The following is a 15,251-nucleotide window of genomic DNA, read 5'->3' as shown; positions in this document are numbered from 1 at the left end:
CCATGGCGTTATATCCATCCTCCAAGGGAGGAATGGATGGCGAGTATAGGCTTCGAACCGGACGTGACAGTTCGGGTCAGGGAATACCGGATCGGCTGCATCGGCGCCGGCATGATCATGGCCGAATGCCATCTAGCCGCCTATCACGAAGCCGGTTTTCCGGTGGTCGCCATAGCATCGCGCACCAAGGCCAATGCTCAGAAGGTCGCCGATCGCTGGAATATCGCGACTGTCCACGAGACGCCGGAGCAGTTAATCGAGGACAGCCAGGTCGAGATCGTCGATCTGGCCTTTCCGCCCGATCAGCAACCGGCTTTGATCCGCCATGCGTTGAAGCAGCCGCACGTCAAAGCGATTTTGGCGCAGAAGCCGCTGGCGCTTTCGGTCGAGGAAGCTGTGAAGCTGCGCGACGAAGCGGCGGCCTCCGGCAAGATCCTCTCGGTCAATCAGAACATGCGCTACGATCAGTCGATGCGCGTCTTGAAGCAGATCATCGACAGCGGCGCGCTTGGCGACATCGTCTTTGCGCAGATCGACATGCACGCGATCCCGCACTGGCAGACCTTCCTCCAGGGCTACGACCGGCTGACGCTCGCCAATATGAGCGTGCACCACCTCGACGTGCTGCGTTTCCTTTTTGGCGAACCGGAGGAGATAACCACGCTGACGCGCAAAGATCCGCGCACGGCGTTCGAGCACTCGGACGGCATCACCGTGTCGACGCTGCGCTTCCCCTCGGGCGTGCTTGCCGTTTCGCTGGAGGACGTCTGGTCCGGCCCGCGCCAGGAGGGTTACGAGGACGATCAGCACATCAATTGGCGGGTCGACGGCATCAAGGGCGTCGCCAAGGGCACGATTGGATGGCCGAAGGGCGTCGCGTCGACGTTGACCCATGCCTCGAGCGAAACGACGGGCGGCAAATGGGTCACCCCAAGCTGGGAGACGATGTGGTTCCCGCATGCATTCATCGGCGTCATGGAGCAGTTGCAATACGCGCTGAAGACCGGCACGCCGCCGGCGCTGTCGGTCGCCGACAACGTCAAGACCATGGCGCTGGTCGAGGCCGGCTACCGCTCGATGGCGGAAGGTCGCACGATCAGGCTGTCCGAAATCTCTGTCGACTAGGCGACTAAAAGGCAGGGCAACTGAATCGCTTACCCAGAGGACTTCACCTCATGATGCAGGCAGGTATCTTCACAGGCTATTTTCCCTACGAGCTGGAAGAGTCCGCCAGGCGCATCCGTGCGCTCGGCTTCAACACCGTGCAGCTCGACCTGCATTTCAAGGATATCGACCTGTCGGCCGGGCAGATCTCCACGGACAAGGCGCGGAAAGTGCGTGACACTTTTCGCGATCATAACCTGCCAGTCTGCTGCGTGTCCGGCTACACCAACATCATTCATCCGGACAAGACCGAGCGCGACAGGCGACTGGCGTATCTGAAGGAGATTATCCGCAACGCGCGCGAATTCGGCAGCCCTTACGTGATCTCGGAGACCGGTACCTACAACACCGAATCCGACTGGGTTCACCACCCGAAGAACAAGACCGAGGAGGGGTTCGAGGAATGCCGCAAAGTGATTTCCGACCTTGCCCGGACGGCTTACGACCACGGCGCAGTGTTTCTGCTTGAGACCTATGTGAACAACGTCGTCGGTTCGGTCGAGGAGACGGTCAGGATGTTCGCACAGGTCGACCACCCCGGCCTCGGCCTGTTGATGGATCCGACCAATTACTTCGAGGCGCACAACATCGACCGCATGGACCAGGTGCTGAACCAGGTGTTCGACACGCTGAGCGACAAGATCAGGATCGCGCATGCCAAGGACGTCAAGCGCTCGGGCAGCGACAAAACCGAAAAGCATGCCGATATCGGTGACGCGGACGCGCATGAGGGGCTTACCTTCCGCGGCGTCGGCGAGATCGAGCTGCCGGCGCCGGGCCTCGGCGCGCTGAACTACGACCTCTATCTGAAGCGGCTCAGCGAGAAGCATCCGAACATCCCGGTGATCATCGAGCACCTGACCGAGGACGACGTGCCGCGCGCGAAAAAATTCCTCGATGAGAAATTCTGCGCCAACGGAGTTTGACGGCTGGGGAATATGACGATGGCGATGGCCGGCAGCACCAAGCGCGACTACAGCCTTGTCGGCGAAAGCACTCGGCTTGCGATCGAGACCGGGCTCGCCTCGGCCGAGTGGTACCATACCGACGTGCCGCGCAAGACCATGAAGGAATTGATGCAGCGCTCCGACGGGCCGGCGATCCGCGACACCATCATCTGGATCGTTGCAATCCTGGGCTCGGCGGCCGGCATCGTCTGGTTCTGGGGCAGTTGGTGGGTCGTGCCGTTCCTGTTCGTCTATGGCTTGCTCTACGGCTCGTCGAGCGACTCGCGCTGGCACGAATGCGGCCACGGCACCGCCTTCCGCACGCGCTGGATGAACGACGTCGTCTATCACATCGCCTCCTTCATGCTGATGCGCAATCCGTTGCAGTGGCGCTGGAGCCATGCGCGCCACCACACCGACACGATCATCGTCGGCCGCGACGCCGAGATCGCGGTGATGCGGCCGCCCGACCTCATCAAGGCGGCTTTAGCCTTCACCGGCATCCTCGATTTCCGCTATTCGCTGCCGACGCTGGTTCGCCAGGCCTTCGGCACATTGTCGGACGACGAGAAGAGCTACATTCCGGAGATGGAGCAGCACAAGGCGGTGACCGCGGCGCGCTGGCACATGGTGGTGTATGCCGCGACGATCGCTATCGCGATCGCGCTTGGGTCATGGATACCGCTGGTGCTGATCGGCCTGCCGCGCCTCTACGGCACCTGGCACATGGTGCTGACGGGGCTGCTGCAGCATATCGGGCTGGCCGACAACGTCACCGATCACCGGCTGAACACCCGCACCGTCTACATGAACCCGATCAGCCGGTTCATCTACTGGAACATGAACTACCATGTGGAGCATCACATGTTCCCGATGGTTCCGTACCATGCGCTGCCGAAACTGCATGAATTGATCAAGCACGATCTGCCGATCGCGAACCCGTCGATGTGGCACGCCTATCGCGAGGTCTGGCCGGTGCTGCTCAGGCAGCTGAAATACGAGGACTATTATCTCAAGCGCGAATTGCCGCCGACGGCCAAGCCCTATCGCGGCGAATTCCATGATCTCGACATAACGGCCGCGGCGGCCGAATAGGCGTCGCGCGGGCAAGCTGGAGACAGGCGATGGCGGAGTGGGTCGAAGCATGCGCGGTCGAGGATGTGGACGAGGAGGATGTGATCCGCTTCGACCATGGCGGCCGCACCTTCGCGATCTACCGCTCGCCGGACGACGCGTTCTTCGCCACCGACGGCTTCTGCACGCATGAAAAGGCCCATCTCGCCGACGGGCTGGTGATGGACGACATCATCGAATGCCCCAAGCACAATGGCCGCTTCAACTACAAGACCGGCCAGGCCAAAGGCGCGCCCGTCTGCGTCAACCTCAAGACCTATCCGGTCAAGGTCGAGGCCGGTAAGGTGATGATCGATATCGGCTGAAAGCCGTCAGAGTAACAGAAACAAGGAGTTGCCGATGAGCCGGAAGAGACCGACCGTTGCCGATTTGCGCGCCATGAAGGGCAAGCGGCAGCTGACCATGCTGCGCGTGCTGACGCTGGAGGAAGCCGAGGCTGCCGAGCGGGCAGGAGTAGACATCGACTCGGTGCCGCCGGAACTGGTGCTCAATCCGCAATATCGCGACGCCGCGCCCAGCCTCTTCACAATGCCGGGCGACAATTTCTTCGAGATCGGCACGGCCGACGATTTCGTGCGCTGGTCGTTCCGGCTCTACAAGGCCGGCGCCGATGCCGTCTATTGCAGCGCCGGCTACGCCACGATCAAGCGCATGGCCGACGATGCCATTCCGGTGATCGGCCATGTCGGCCTCATTCCTTCCCGCGCGACCTGGACCGGCGGCTTCAAAGCGGTCGGCAAGACCGCGGATACCGCCATGCAGGTGTTCGAGGCGGTCAAGCAGCTCGAAGCCGCCGGCGCGATCGGGGCCGAGATCGAGGTGGTGCCGGTGGAAGTGGCGAAGGCGATCTCGGAGCGTACTTCGCTGATCATGCTCTCGATGGGCGCGGGCACCGGCTGCGACGCGCAATATCTGTTCGCCGAGGATATTCTCGGCACCAATCGCGGTCACATGCCGCGCCACTCGAAAGTCTATCGCAACTTCGCCGCCGAATATGACCGGCTGCAGCAGGAGCGCATCGCGGCCTTCTCGGAATATGTGGCCGACGTCAACAGCGGCGCCTATCCCGAAGACAGGCATGTCGTGCATATGGATCCGGAGGAGCTCACTCTTTTCATGAAGAAGGTGGACGCAAAGTCCTGATCCAGGAGTCGAAAACCGTCAGCCCGTTGCCGGGGGGCCTTGCCAAATTCCACTGGCGAGGGCGGCATAAAGAGCTTCGGCGTCGATGCCGAGCGCTCTGTCTTCCTTGAGCGTCGCCACATGCGAACGCACGGCCGCGTGGATTGCGCCGGTAGCCGGCGCGAGCGCTATGCCCTCGCGCAAATCGACGGCCTGCGCCGCCGCCATCAGCTCGAAGGCGATCAGCCGCCGCCACAGCACGATCATCTCGGCGCATTTGGCGACGGCGAGCGGCGTCTGCGTCGCGTGATCCTCGACACCCTCGGACACGGGCAGGAAATCGAGCATCACCGGATTGGCCTTGTGGCGGATCGCGGCCAGGATCGCCGTCACCGTCTTCTGCAACGGCACGAAGCCGGCCGAGGCGCCGCCGACCGGCGACAGATATTTCGGCAGGCCGTGACGCGTCGAGCCGGTGAGCTGGACGAAGCGGGCGGCGGACGCTGCCGCACATTGCGCGATCGCCAGGCCAAGCGTCTCGAAGGCGAGCGCCAGCGACGCGGTATGGAAGTTGCCGGTCGACATGACCAGCTCATCCTCGGCAAGCACCAGCGGATTGTCGGCGGCGGCGTTGAGCTCGATCTCGACAGCCAGCCTGGCCTGGTCGATCGCCTGGATCAGCGCGCCGTGTATCGAGGGCATGCAGCGGATCGACAGCGGGTCCTGGATGGTGGTCGGCGCCGGCGCCTCATCGCGTACCAGAAGGTCGCGCAGCGCCTTCGCCGCAAGTTGCTGGCAGGCGCCCGGGCGCGCCTGATGCTGGCGCGGATCGAGGATGGTGCGGTTGGCGCCAATGCCTTCCATCGTCAGCGCGCCGGCCTGCTGCTGCTGGTCGAGCGCCGACAGCGCATCGGTCAGCGCCAGCGCCGCGGTCCCGGTGGAAACCGCCGAAGCGTTGATCAGCGAGAGACCGTCCTTCGGCGAGAGAGTGACCGGTGCCAGCCGCGCCATCATCAGCGCCTTGGCGGCAGGCATGCGGCGACCCTGATATTCGGCTTCGCCTTCGCCGATCAGCACGCGAGCGACCGCCGTCATCAGCAGAAGATCGCCGGCGCCGATCGAACCCAGCGACGGCATCACGGGATGCACGCCGGCATTGAGCGCTTCGACCAGCGCGGTGAACACGCGCGGCGACATGCCCGAGCCGCCGGCGGCGAGCATCGCAAGGCGGGCGAACATCGCCGCCCGCACCGCCGGCATGGGCAGGGCCTCGCCGACGGCGGCGCTGCGGCCTTCGATCAACTGTCGCTGGAAGGCGCTGGCGTCGCCTTCGACCGCGGTGACGAGATTGGCGCCGAGGCCTCTGTTCAGCCCGTAGATCTGCTGGCCCGCGGCCGCGGCGGCATCGAGGACCTGGCGAGCCTTGTCGAGCTTTTCGAGGACGGCAGGCGTGATCTCGACCTTGCAGGCTTTGCGCGCGGCGGCAACCACATCCTCGATGCTGACGCCGGCGCCGGTGAGAACGAGCGGGCTCATGCGAAGCGCAGCCTCTGGCCGATGCCGTTTTCGCCGGCCTTGGCGAGCATGGCCTTGCCGAGCGCGATATCGGAGAGCGAGAGGCCGCGATGCCAGAACAGGATCGTCTCGCCATCGCTTTGCCGGCCGGGTTTGAGGCCGGCGGCGATCTGGCCGAGTTCGGCGTGCAGCGTCGCCTCGCTCAGCCGGCCCGTCTCGACATGGGCGCGCAGCGAGCCGAACTTGCCGCCCTTGCACTGGCCCCAGTCGTCGACGACGATTTTCTGCATGACATCGGTCAATGACAGCTCAACCGCGCTCATCGTGCCATAGGGCACCACCAGCGCGCCGCGCTTGATCCATTCGGTCTTGAGCAGCGGCTGCGGTTCCGGCAGCCGCGAGGCTTCGACGACGATGTCGGCGCCCTCGACGCAGCTTTTCCAGTCAGCCACGGCCATGACCGGCTTGCCGAGGTCGGCCGCCAGCCTCGCGACAAAGCTATCGCGGCTTTCGGGCCGGCGGGAGTGGACGCGGATCTCGTCGAAGTCGAAGAGGTGGTCGAGCAGGCGCACGTTCCAATAGGCGGTGCCGCGCGCGCCGATATGGCCGAGCACCTTGGACGACCTCTTCGCCAGATGCTTGGCGCCGATGGCGGTGACCGCGCCGGTGCGCATGTCGGTGATGACGGTGGCGTCGAGGATGGCGCGCGGCGTGCCGGTGCGCGGGTCGAAAAGATTGAGAATGCCGAATTCCGACGGCAGGCCATGCCTGTAGTTGTCGACATAGTCGCCGACGATCTTCACGCCGGCGGCGTCGAGCGGCGCCACGTAGCCGCGCAGGACGTTGAAGTGGCCGTGGAAGGACGGGTCGGGCTCAAGATGGACGCGCGGCTCGATCACCGTCTGGCCGTTGCCCTGCGCGACGAGCCCGGCTTCGACGGCGCCGATGATCTCGGCGTCGGTCATGGCAAGCGCCTCGATGTCGAGAGCATTGAGGTAGTCGATATAGATGGGCTTCATGCGGTTTCCTCTGCTACCCCGGGCTCATCCATAACAGGCGAAACGGCGACACGGAAGTTTGTTGGATAAGCTCCGGACTGGACCGGGCGTCACGGCGATGTGTGCATGCTCCTGCCGTCCGATGCAGGCGCCGAGGTTTCAGGCCATTCAGCGAACAATTGACGTCGCGCCGGGTGTATTCTGCGGACTCGAATTGCGCCGGTCCCGCGGCGGCCGAGACGGGTTCTTCCGCCGGCCGTGCGATCGCGGCAACGAACCGCCAAAATGCCCAAGAGTTTCCGCCTATTGCGCCAGTTACGGCAATCGATGCGTCCACTCGGAAAATAGTCGGAGAGGCGCGGTTCTTGAACGTGGATTCATTTGACGAGCCGCTGTTGAGCCGATTAGCTTTCATGCGGGGTGAGGGCCGGCAAGGCCTTGCCCTCGGGGCGAAAGACATAAGCGATGAATGGGATCGGCTGGCCGAACTGGAGGCGCCTTAATCAGGAAGGCATCGTCTTTGCCATCGCCATCCTGTTGTTCGCCACCGCTGCCGTGGGCCTGCCCGGGTTCCTGACCGCCGACAATCTGGTGGCCATTGTCCGCTCGGTCTCGGTGCTCGGCATCTTGGCGCTCGGCATGGCGGTCGTCATCATCGGCCGCGGCATCGACCTCTCGGCGGTGGCGATCATGGCGATGTCGGTCGCGTGGTATCTGCAACTGCTCAACACCGGAACCTCGGACGGGCTCGCCTTCATCTATGTGCTGGCAGGCGTTTTAGCCATCGGGCTGCTCAACGGCTTTCTCGTCGCCTATGCCGACGTGCCGGCGATCTTCGTGACTTTGGCGACCGGCTCCTTCGTGTTCGGCTATGTGCGCTCGCAACTGATCACGCAGGATGCCGTGCCGGTGCCCGGCGGACACTGGGTCGAGCTGCTCGGCGGCGTCCGCTTCCTCGATATTCCGGTCGAGGTGTTCGTCTTCGCCGGGCTGGCCTTCCTGGTCTTCCTGTACCTGCGCTACACCAAATGGGGCCGCTTCATCTATTTCGCCGGCGACAATCCGGTCGCTGCCCGCAACATCGGCGTTCCGGTGCGGCCCATGCTGGTGCTGCGCTACGTGCTCTCGGCCTTCGTGGCGCTGATCGCCGGGCTTTTGACGGCAGCCAGCCTGCATTCGATCAACACCCGCATCGTCAACTCGACGCTGCTCTACGACATCGTCCTGGTGGCGGTGATCGGCGGCATCGGACTTTCGGGCGGCAGGGGCGGGGTGCGCAACGTGCTGGTGGGGGCGGCGCTGATCGGCATCCTGCTCAACGCCATGACGATTATCGACATTCCGCTTCTCTACCAGAACCTGATCAAGGCGGCGATCCTGCTCGGGGCCATCATCGTCGACGGCATCATCAATCCGCGCGACGAGCAGACGGCGCAACAAGGCGACATTTAGAGCAGATGGCAAGGCCATCTTGCTCTCGGGTACCAGGCGCGATCGCAACGATCGGCCGGCAATGAAAACCGAACCAGAGGTGTGACATGAAACTAATCAGGACATTGATGGCCGCCGCCACGGCGCTCGCCGTCACCGCCTTCGCGGCGCCGGGCTTCGCCGCCGACGATCCAGGCCCCGCCGCCTATGCCAAGGCGCTCAACGGCAAGCGCGTCATGCTGGTGCCGCTGGCGATGGGCTTCGACCTGGCACAGGGCTGGGCGCATTATCTGAAGAAGGAAGTCGAGGCCTGGGGCGGCACGTTCGAGACCCGTGACCCGAACTGGGTGGTCGATGCCGGCGCGCAGGCGATCACCGACGCCATCGCTTCCGATACCAGGCCGGACGTGCTGATCATCCATGCGCCCGACCTCAACTCCTATTCGAAGCTGATGAAGAAGGCGCAGGCCGCCGGCACCTATGTGATCCTGGTCGACAATCCGGCCAACTTCCCGGCCGACGCCTTCGTCGGCAGCGACTGGGACAAGCTCGGCCAGCTCGAGGCCGAAGCGGCGATCAAGGGCTGCGGCAAGAATTCGTCCAAGAAGATCGGCCTGGTGCAGGGCGACCAGGCGAACTCGTCGAGCCTCTACCAGTATGCCGGCATCATGAAGGTGCTGGAGAAGCATCCCGACTTCCAGGTGGTGGCAAAGCCCGACTCGAATTGGGACGCGACAACCTCGCGCAACGTGACGACGACGATGCTGCAGCAGCACCCGGACATCTGCTCGATCATCGATTTCTGGGACGGCGACGCCACCGGCGCCTCGGCCGCGATCCGCGACGCCAAGCTAGACGGCAAGGTGTTCCTGGTCACCACCGGCGGCGGCGAGAAGGCAGCCGATTGCGACAAGCTGGAAGACGGCACCTATGGCGCCGTGGTGATGACGGATCTTGCCCGCCAGTCGGGCGACATGAACGCCATCATCAAGTTCCTGCTGCAGAGCGGGCAACCGGCCGGCACCTCGCACACCTATATCTACACACTGGAGAAGGCGACGACCAAGGCCGACCTCAAGCCCGACAGCTGCTGGGACCTGAAGGCGCTGCAGGCCGAAGCGGCGGCGAAATAGGTCGCGCCGCCCAAGAGCAGCCCGTGAGGTGGCCGGATCGTTCCGGCCACCTCTGTCCCGTTTTAATGACAGCGGCAGCCGATGAATTTCCGTGAACGCCTCCAGGCCTGGCGCTACAACCTCTTGCCCGACCATCTGGTCGGCGAGATCCTGACCAAACGCTGGACCGACAACGCCATACCGTTTCTGGCGCTGGTGGCGACTCTCGGCGTGTTCGGCTCGATCATTCCGGGCTTCTTCAAGCTCACCTCGCTGCAGGAATCGACGCGCCAGCTCGGCGAGTTCTCGCTGGTGGTCATCGGCATGACCGTGGTGATGCTGGGCGGCGGCATCGATCTTTCGGTCGGCTCAATCTTCGCGCTGTCCTGCTTTTCCGCCGTCTATGTCTTCTTCATTCTCGAACAGTCGATCTGGCTGGCGTTGGCGGCCGCGCTTGGCACGGGTCTCGTCTTCGGCGCCATCAACGGTTACCTCGTCGGGTACCTCAGGCTGCGCGCCTTTCTCACCACGCTGGTTACCTTCATCTTCGGGCGGGCACTGTTCGACATTCTTGTCACCACCTATGCCGCCGACGTGCAGCTTTCGCAGGCAAGCTCCGATGTGCTCGACTTCATCGGCGACGGCACGTTCTGGGGCCTGTCGGTTTCGGTCTGGCTGGCCATCATCCTGGCCATCGTCACTCATATCGCGCTGACGCGATCGCGCCCGGGCTGGCATGTGCTGGCGGTCGGCGGCTCCCGGCGCTCGGCGCATAATGCCGGCATCCGGGTGCGGCGCACCGTGTTCATGACCTATGTCTTCTCGGGCTTCTGCGCCTCGATCGGCGGCTTCCTGATCGCCTGCCGGTTGAGCGGGCAGGGCCGGGCACCGGCCTCAATCTGGAAATCATGGCGCTGACGGCGGCGGTGGTCGGCGGCGTCAGCCTGGGCGGCGGACGCGGCTCGGTGGTCAAGGGTCTGATGGGTGCCATGATCGTGCTCACCATGACCAACGGCCTGATCCGGCTGGGCTACGGCACCGGCACCAACCAGATGGTGCTCGGCATCCTCCTGGCCGTCGCCGTCACCATCGACATCCGCTGGTTGAAGAACCGCCACAAGGTGCTGAACGAGGTCTATGTCGCGCCGGTCTACCTCAAGATGGGCGAGACGCAATCGGCGGCGCCCGGTTCGGGCACGTCCTACGAGCTCGACAATCGGCTCTCGGCGGCGGACCATATCGGGCTCGGCGAGCTGGAAGGGCCAGAGGACGTCATCCTCGACCGCGACGACCATCTCTATTGCGGCACGCGCCATGGCGAGATCGTCCGCTTCTTCGCACCGCACTACCGGCGTTCCGAAGTCTTTGCCCATATCGGCGGCTTTCCGCTGGGCCTGGCCTTCGACCGGGACGGCAATCTGATCAGCTGCGTTGGCGCCATGGGGCTCTATTCGGTCTCGCCGGACCGGGAGGTGAAGCGCCTCTCGGCAGAGACGGCACGTTCCTGGACCTCGATCGTCGACGATGCGCGCTTGCGCGACCCCAACGATTGCGACATCGCGCCCGACGGCCGCATCTATTTCACGGATTCGACCAAGCGATACGATGCCCATGATTGGGCGCTGGACTCGATCGAGAACCGCGCCACGGGCCGCCTTTTGGTCTACGATCCGAAGGACGGATCGACCAAGACGCTGCTCGACGGCTACCGCTACACCAACGGCGTCTGCATGGCACATGACGGCAAGTCGCTGTTCTTTGCCGAAAGCTGGGCCTGCCGCGTGCATCGCTACTGGCTGGAGGGACCGAAGGCCGGCACGGCCGAATGCGTCATCCGCGACATGCCGGGCTACCCCGACAACATCAACCGTGCCTCGGACGGCAATTACTGGATGGCCTGGCTCGGCATGCGCACGCCGAGCTTCGACCTGTCGCTGCGGCATCCCGACATGCGCAAGCGCATGACGCGCCGCCTGCCGCAGGACGAATGGCTGTTTCCCAACATCAACACCGGCGGCGTGGTGAAGTTCAACGAGAAGGGCGGCATCGTCGAGACGCTCGGCGATCTTTCCGGCAACGCGCATCCGATGGTCACCTCGATGCGTGAGCACAAGGGCTATCTCTTCGTCGGCGGCATCCTCAACAACCGCATCGGGCGCTACAAAATCAGTGACGCGGACCAGAACTGGACGAGCCCCGCTTCCTATTGGGGGGCGAAACCATGATCCTCGATCCGATCCTGGACGTCTTTCGCGGCAAGGCGGTCACCATACCGCCGCTCGACGGCGCGTTCCGTCCCAACACGCGGCTGGACGACGCGACGGTTTTCGCCGAACTGAGCGAGCCGGACAATCTGCTGGTGTCTGACGGGCGGCTGCTTGTCTCCAGCGGCAACGCTATCCTGGCGGTTGCGGCCGGTTCCGAGCCCGTCGCGGTCGAGACCTTTCAATCCCCTATCACCGCGCTGGCGCTGTCGCCATCGGGCGAGCTGACGGTCGGCCTGGAGAGCGGCAAGCTGCTGATCGCCGGCAAGGAGGTTTCGTTGCCGGCCGAGATCCGCTGCATCACCGCGCTTGCCTATGCGGACGACGGCACGTTGTGGCTGGCCAATGGCTCCGGCGCGCATGCGCCGTCGCAATGGGCGGCCGACCTGATGAAGAAGGGCGCGTCCGGCACGCTGTGGCGGTGCGGGCCGGGAGGCATCGGTTTTCAGAAGATCGCCGGCGACATCGCCTTTCCCTATGGACTTCACCCGGTCGGCGCCGACGTGCTGGTGAGCGAAAGCTGGCGCCACCAACTCGTGTGCTTCGACGGCGCGAACGGAAACCGCTCGACGGTGCTGACGCATCTGCCCGGCTATCCTTCGCGGCTGGTGCCTGCCGGCGACGGCGGGGTGTGGCTGACGCTGTTTGCGCCACGCAACCGGCTGATCGAATTCGTGCTGCAGGAAAAGCATTATCGCCAGGACATGATCGACCAGGTGCCGCCTGCCTACTGGATCGCGCCGGCGCTGGCTTCCAACCGCAGCTTCCTCGAGCCGCTGCAATGCGGCGGCATCCGCACCATGGGCATCCACAAGCCGTGGTCGCCCAGCCGCTCCTATGGACTCGTCGTGAAGCTCGACCAGGCCCTGCAGCCGCAGTTCAGCCTGCACAGCCGCGCCAACGGCACGCGGCACGGCATCTGCAGCATGGCGGAAAAGGACGGTCGCCTGTTCGTCGCCTCGAAAGGTGGCGATTGCGTGCTTGCCATCGACCTCGCTTCGGGAGGTTTCTGATGGAGCTGATCGTCCGTCTGGAAAACGTCACCAAGACTTATCGCGGCGTGCCGGCCGTGAAGAATGTCAGCTTCGATCTGAGGAAGGGCGAGATCCATGCGCTGCTTGGCGAGAACGGCGCCGGCAAGTCGACGCTGACCAAAATCATCGCCGGCGTGGTCGACGCGACTTCGGGCAAGATGTTCCACAAGGGCGTCGAGACGGCTTACGCTTCGCCGCACGCCGCGCTGGAAGCGGGCATCGCCATGGTGTTCCAGGAGACCAGCCTGGTGCCGTCGATGACGGTGGCGCAGAACCTTTATCTCGGCACCGAGAAATTCCTCAACCGGCTGCGCGGCACCTATATTTCGGCGCAGCAATTCCTGCAGTCGCTGAATTTTCCGGTTGATCCTAATGCGATGGTGGCGACGCTGGGCGCGGCCAAGCGGCAGATGGTCGAGATCGCGCGCGCCGTCCATCACAATGCCGAGATCATCATCTTCGACGAGCCGACGGCGACGCTGACCCCGGAAGAGAAACGCCATTTCTTCGCGCTGATCCGGAGGCTCAAAGCGCGCGGCGTGTCGATCGTCTTCATCAGCCACGCGCTGGAAGAGGCGCTGATGATCGCCGACCGCATCACCATCCTGCGCGACGGCGAACTGGTGATCACCGACGAGACATCGGCCTTCGACCGCGACAGGATCGTCGCCGCCATGGTCGGACGCTCGCTGACGGGCCAGATCTACCGTCAGCGCGACGAGACGAAATTGCGCAAGGCCGGCAAGAAAGTGCTCTCGGTGCAGGACATCTCGATGAGCAACATCGTGCGCAACAATTCCTTCTCGATCTTCGAAGGCCAGATCACCGGCGTGTTCGGGCTGATCGGCTCCGGCCGCACCGAGACCTTCAAGATCGTCTCGGGTATCTACAAGCGCGACTTTTTGCGCGGCGGCGCGATTGAATTGGACGACAAGCCGGTACGCTACCTCGTGCCGAGCGAGGCGGTGGCCGACGGCATCGTCTACGTCACCGAGGACCGCAAGAGCGAAGGCATCTTCGAGACCATGGGCATCGCCGAGAACCTTTTCGGCGGCCTGCTTGCCGCCGGCCGCGAAAAGGCCTGGGTGATCAACCAGCAGGAGATGCGGCAGCTTTCGGCCGAATGGACCAAGACGCTCAACATCAAGGCGATCAACGACAATGCCCGCGTGGTCGAGCTTTCCGGCGGCAATCAGCAGAAGGTGGTGATCGGCAAGGGGCTGGTGCAGCAGCCGCGCATCGTCATCCTCGACGAGCCGACCCGCGGCGTCGATGTCGGCGCCATCGCCGAGATTCACCAGATCATCAACCGGCTGGCGGACGAAGGCCTCGCCGTGGTCGTCATCTCGTCCTACCTGCCGGAGATCATGAACCTGTCCGACCGCATCCTGGTCTGCCGACAGGGCCGCATCGTGGAAGAGTTCTCGCCAGCGGAGGCGACGGAGGAGAAGATCATGTACGCGGCCGTGCACTAGGGGTACTGGCCGGTGCGTATGTCGACAACTGGCCGGACGCCCGTCCATTCGTCATCCACGGGCGAAGCAAGGAGCGAAGCGACGCGCGCAGACCCGAGGATCCATTCGTTGACTTTCAGGCGCCGCTCCGGTGCAAAATTCTGCTTCGCTGCGCCCTTCGTGCGAGGTCACGGAATGGATTCTAGGGTCTGGGCGCGTCGCTTCGCTCCTTGCTCCGCCCTAGAATGACGATGCTGAGGTGCTTCGGCCAACTTCCGCGGCAGTGTGTCGTTTCGAGCTAAAACTGAATCGGACAAAGAGGTTAGCCGTCTATGCGCAACACTTGATTCAACGACCTCGACCAGCGATTCAAACGAAAGGACCACACCATGGCCACCACAAAGCTTCTCAGCGATGCCGAGGTCGAAAAGATCCCGGCGGTGAAGGCGGTGTTCGACGATATCCGCGCGACTCGGAAATCCGACTTCGTCAACAATTTCTGGCGCGGGCTGGCCAACGATCCGGCGGCGCTGAAGCGGGTGTGGGAGCAGCTCAAGGCGGTGATGGTCGCCGACAGTGCCATCGATCCGCTGACCAAGGAAATGATCTATATCGCGGTCTCAACCGCCAATGGCTGCTCCTATTGCGTCCACTCGCACACTGCCGCGGCGCGGGCCAAGGGCATGACCGACGCGCAGCATGGCGAGCTTGTGTCGATCATCGGCCTGGCAGGGCAGACGAACCATCTGGTGACGGCAATGCAGATACCGCTCGATCCGCAGTTCGAGGTGAAGTGAGGCGCCGGCTTCTTCCTTCCCCCTTGTCGGGGAAGGTGGATCGGCGCGAAGCGCCGAGACGGATGAGGGGTGCTCCAGCGGAGTGAGACGTTAGCGTTCCTTGGAACACCCCTCATCCGACCTCGCTTCGCGAGGCCACCTTCTCCCACAGGGGGCCTGTTGCGCAGTTAGCGAGGACAGGCTCGCGGAGCGATTTGGTCGCGAGGTCTCGCTCCGTTTTGGCTTTGGGGTGGAATTGAGGGTGGCGGTGTGGCCTCAGGCCGGATGCTGGACGCACCT

The 15,251-nt window shown here is 63.8% G+C and carries 12 protein-coding genes and 1 pseudogene; 11 read left to right on the top strand and 2 right to left on the bottom strand.

Going from position 1 to position 15,251, the window contains the following annotated elements; translation table 11 throughout:
• The first annotated feature begins 36 nt into the window (after positions 1–36).
• The 5 genes from O7A05_RS00065 to O7A05_RS00045 are packed head-to-tail and all read left to right on the top strand — an operon-like array spanning position 37 to position 4,388.
• Positions 37–1,125, top strand: a complete 1,089-nt coding sequence (locus O7A05_RS00065; RefSeq protein ID WP_337090910.1) for a Gfo/Idh/MocA family protein — start codon at positions 37–39, stop codon at positions 1,123–1,125.
• Positions 1,126–1,175: 50 nt separating this feature from the next.
• Positions 1,176–2,090, top strand: coding sequence for a sugar phosphate isomerase/epimerase family protein (locus O7A05_RS00060; protein ID WP_337090909.1), 915 nt, complete (start codon positions 1,176–1,178; stop codon positions 2,088–2,090).
• A gap of 24 nt (positions 2,091–2,114) precedes the next feature.
• Complete coding sequence (locus tag O7A05_RS00055) at positions 2,115–3,206, top strand: fatty acid desaturase family protein (protein WP_337091413.1); 1,092 nt, start codon at positions 2,115–2,117, stop codon at positions 3,204–3,206.
• A gap of 29 nt (positions 3,207–3,235) precedes the next feature.
• Positions 3,236–3,550, top strand: coding sequence for a MocE family 2Fe-2S type ferredoxin (locus O7A05_RS00050; RefSeq protein WP_337090908.1), 315 nt, complete (start codon positions 3,236–3,238; stop codon positions 3,548–3,550).
• A gap of 34 nt (positions 3,551–3,584) precedes the next feature.
• The gene (locus O7A05_RS00045; RefSeq protein WP_337090907.1) at positions 3,585–4,388 is read left to right on the top strand and encodes a 3-methyl-2-oxobutanoate hydroxymethyltransferase; all 804 of its coding nucleotides are present in this window, start codon (positions 3,585–3,587) and stop codon (positions 4,386–4,388) included.
• Positions 4,389–4,406: 18 nt separating this feature from the next.
• Here the strand turns inward: O7A05_RS00045 and O7A05_RS00040 are convergent, their stop codons facing one another.
• Entirely contained in the window at positions 4,407–5,903 is a 1,497-nt protein-coding gene (locus O7A05_RS00040) for an HAL/PAL/TAL family ammonia-lyase (RefSeq protein ID WP_337090906.1), read from the bottom strand.
• Complete coding sequence (locus tag O7A05_RS00035) at positions 5,900–6,901, bottom strand: ornithine cyclodeaminase family protein (protein ID WP_224600711.1); 1,002 nt, start codon at positions 6,899–6,901, stop codon at positions 5,900–5,902. Before O7A05_RS00035 ends, O7A05_RS00040 begins: the two co-directional genes overlap by 4 nt.
• 444 nt (positions 6,902–7,345) lie before the next feature.
• Here O7A05_RS00035 and O7A05_RS00030 point away from each other — a divergent pair, with 444 nt between their 5' ends.
• The 6 genes and pseudogenes from O7A05_RS00030 to O7A05_RS00005 all read left to right on the top strand — a co-directional run bounded on the left by O7A05_RS00030 (position 7,346) and on the right by O7A05_RS00005 (position 14,972).
• Positions 7,346–8,332, top strand: a complete 987-nt coding sequence (locus O7A05_RS00030; protein WP_337090905.1) for an ABC transporter permease — start codon at positions 7,346–7,348, stop codon at positions 8,330–8,332.
• 86 nt (positions 8,333–8,418) lie between these two features.
• Positions 8,419–9,444, top strand: coding sequence for a sugar ABC transporter substrate-binding protein (locus O7A05_RS00025; RefSeq protein ID WP_337090904.1), 1,026 nt, complete (start codon positions 8,419–8,421; stop codon positions 9,442–9,444).
• Positions 9,445–9,525: 81 nt separating this feature from the next.
• A pseudogene (locus O7A05_RS00020) lies at positions 9,526–11,648 on the top strand (ABC transporter permease).
• Positions 11,645–12,700 (top strand): SMP-30/gluconolactonase/LRE family protein, encoded by a 1,056-nt coding sequence (locus O7A05_RS00015; RefSeq protein WP_337090903.1) that lies wholly within the window; start codon positions 11,645–11,647, stop codon positions 12,698–12,700. The pseudogene O7A05_RS00020 and the gene O7A05_RS00015 overlap by 4 nt, the downstream one beginning before the upstream one ends.
• Positions 12,700–14,196 carry a sugar ABC transporter ATP-binding protein gene (locus tag O7A05_RS00010; protein WP_337090902.1) on the top strand — a complete coding sequence of 499 codons (1,497 nt, stop codon included), beginning with the start codon at positions 12,700–12,702 and terminating at the stop codon, positions 14,194–14,196. Before O7A05_RS00015 ends, O7A05_RS00010 begins: the two co-directional genes overlap by 1 nt.
• Positions 14,197–14,564: 368 nt before the next feature.
• Positions 14,565–14,972 carry a carboxymuconolactone decarboxylase family protein gene (locus O7A05_RS00005; RefSeq protein ID WP_224709358.1) on the top strand — a complete coding sequence of 136 codons (408 nt, stop codon included), beginning with the start codon at positions 14,565–14,567 and terminating at the stop codon, positions 14,970–14,972.
• Positions 14,973–15,251: the final 279 nt, after the last annotated feature.

It is taken from the genome of Mesorhizobium argentiipisi (SeqCode), assembly GCF_037179585.1.
In the GTDB taxonomy this organism is placed as follows: domain Bacteria; phylum Pseudomonadota; class Alphaproteobacteria; order Rhizobiales; family Rhizobiaceae; genus Mesorhizobium; species Mesorhizobium argentiipisi.
Note: the sequence above shows the minus strand (reverse complement) of the source record. Positions and strands in the feature narration are given on the sequence as shown.

What these genes read in the sequence shown, in the direction of transcription:
- O7A05_RS00065 (WP_337090910.1), top strand. Translation starts at nt 37, where the DNA reads ATGGCGAGTATAGGCTTCGAACCGGACGTGACAGTTCGGGTCAGGGAA.
- O7A05_RS00060 (WP_337090909.1), top strand. Translation starts at nt 1,176, where the DNA reads ATGATGCAGGCAGGTATCTTCACAGGCTATTTTCCCTACGAGCTGGAA.
- O7A05_RS00055 (WP_337091413.1), top strand. Translation starts at nt 2,115, where the DNA reads ATGGCCGGCAGCACCAAGCGCGACTACAGCCTTGTCGGCGAAAGCACT.
- O7A05_RS00050 (WP_337090908.1), top strand. Translation starts at nt 3,236, where the DNA reads ATGGCGGAGTGGGTCGAAGCATGCGCGGTCGAGGATGTGGACGAGGAG.
- O7A05_RS00045 (WP_337090907.1), top strand. Translation starts at nt 3,585, where the DNA reads ATGAGCCGGAAGAGACCGACCGTTGCCGATTTGCGCGCCATGAAGGGC.
- O7A05_RS00040 (WP_337090906.1), bottom strand. Translation starts at nt 5,903, where the DNA reads ATGAGCCCGCTCGTTCTCACCGGCGCCGGCGTCAGCATCGAGGATGTG.
- O7A05_RS00035 (WP_224600711.1), bottom strand. Translation starts at nt 6,901, where the DNA reads ATGAAGCCCATCTATATCGACTACCTCAATGCTCTCGACATCGAGGCG.
- O7A05_RS00030 (WP_337090905.1), top strand. Translation starts at nt 7,346, where the DNA reads ATGAATGGGATCGGCTGGCCGAACTGGAGGCGCCTTAATCAGGAAGGC.
- O7A05_RS00025 (WP_337090904.1), top strand. Translation starts at nt 8,419, where the DNA reads ATGAAACTAATCAGGACATTGATGGCCGCCGCCACGGCGCTCGCCGTC.
- O7A05_RS00015 (WP_337090903.1), top strand. Translation starts at nt 11,645, where the DNA reads ATGATCCTCGATCCGATCCTGGACGTCTTTCGCGGCAAGGCGGTCACC.
- O7A05_RS00010 (WP_337090902.1), top strand. Translation starts at nt 12,700, where the DNA reads ATGGAGCTGATCGTCCGTCTGGAAAACGTCACCAAGACTTATCGCGGC.
- O7A05_RS00005 (WP_224709358.1), top strand. Translation starts at nt 14,565, where the DNA reads ATGGCCACCACAAAGCTTCTCAGCGATGCCGAGGTCGAAAAGATCCCG.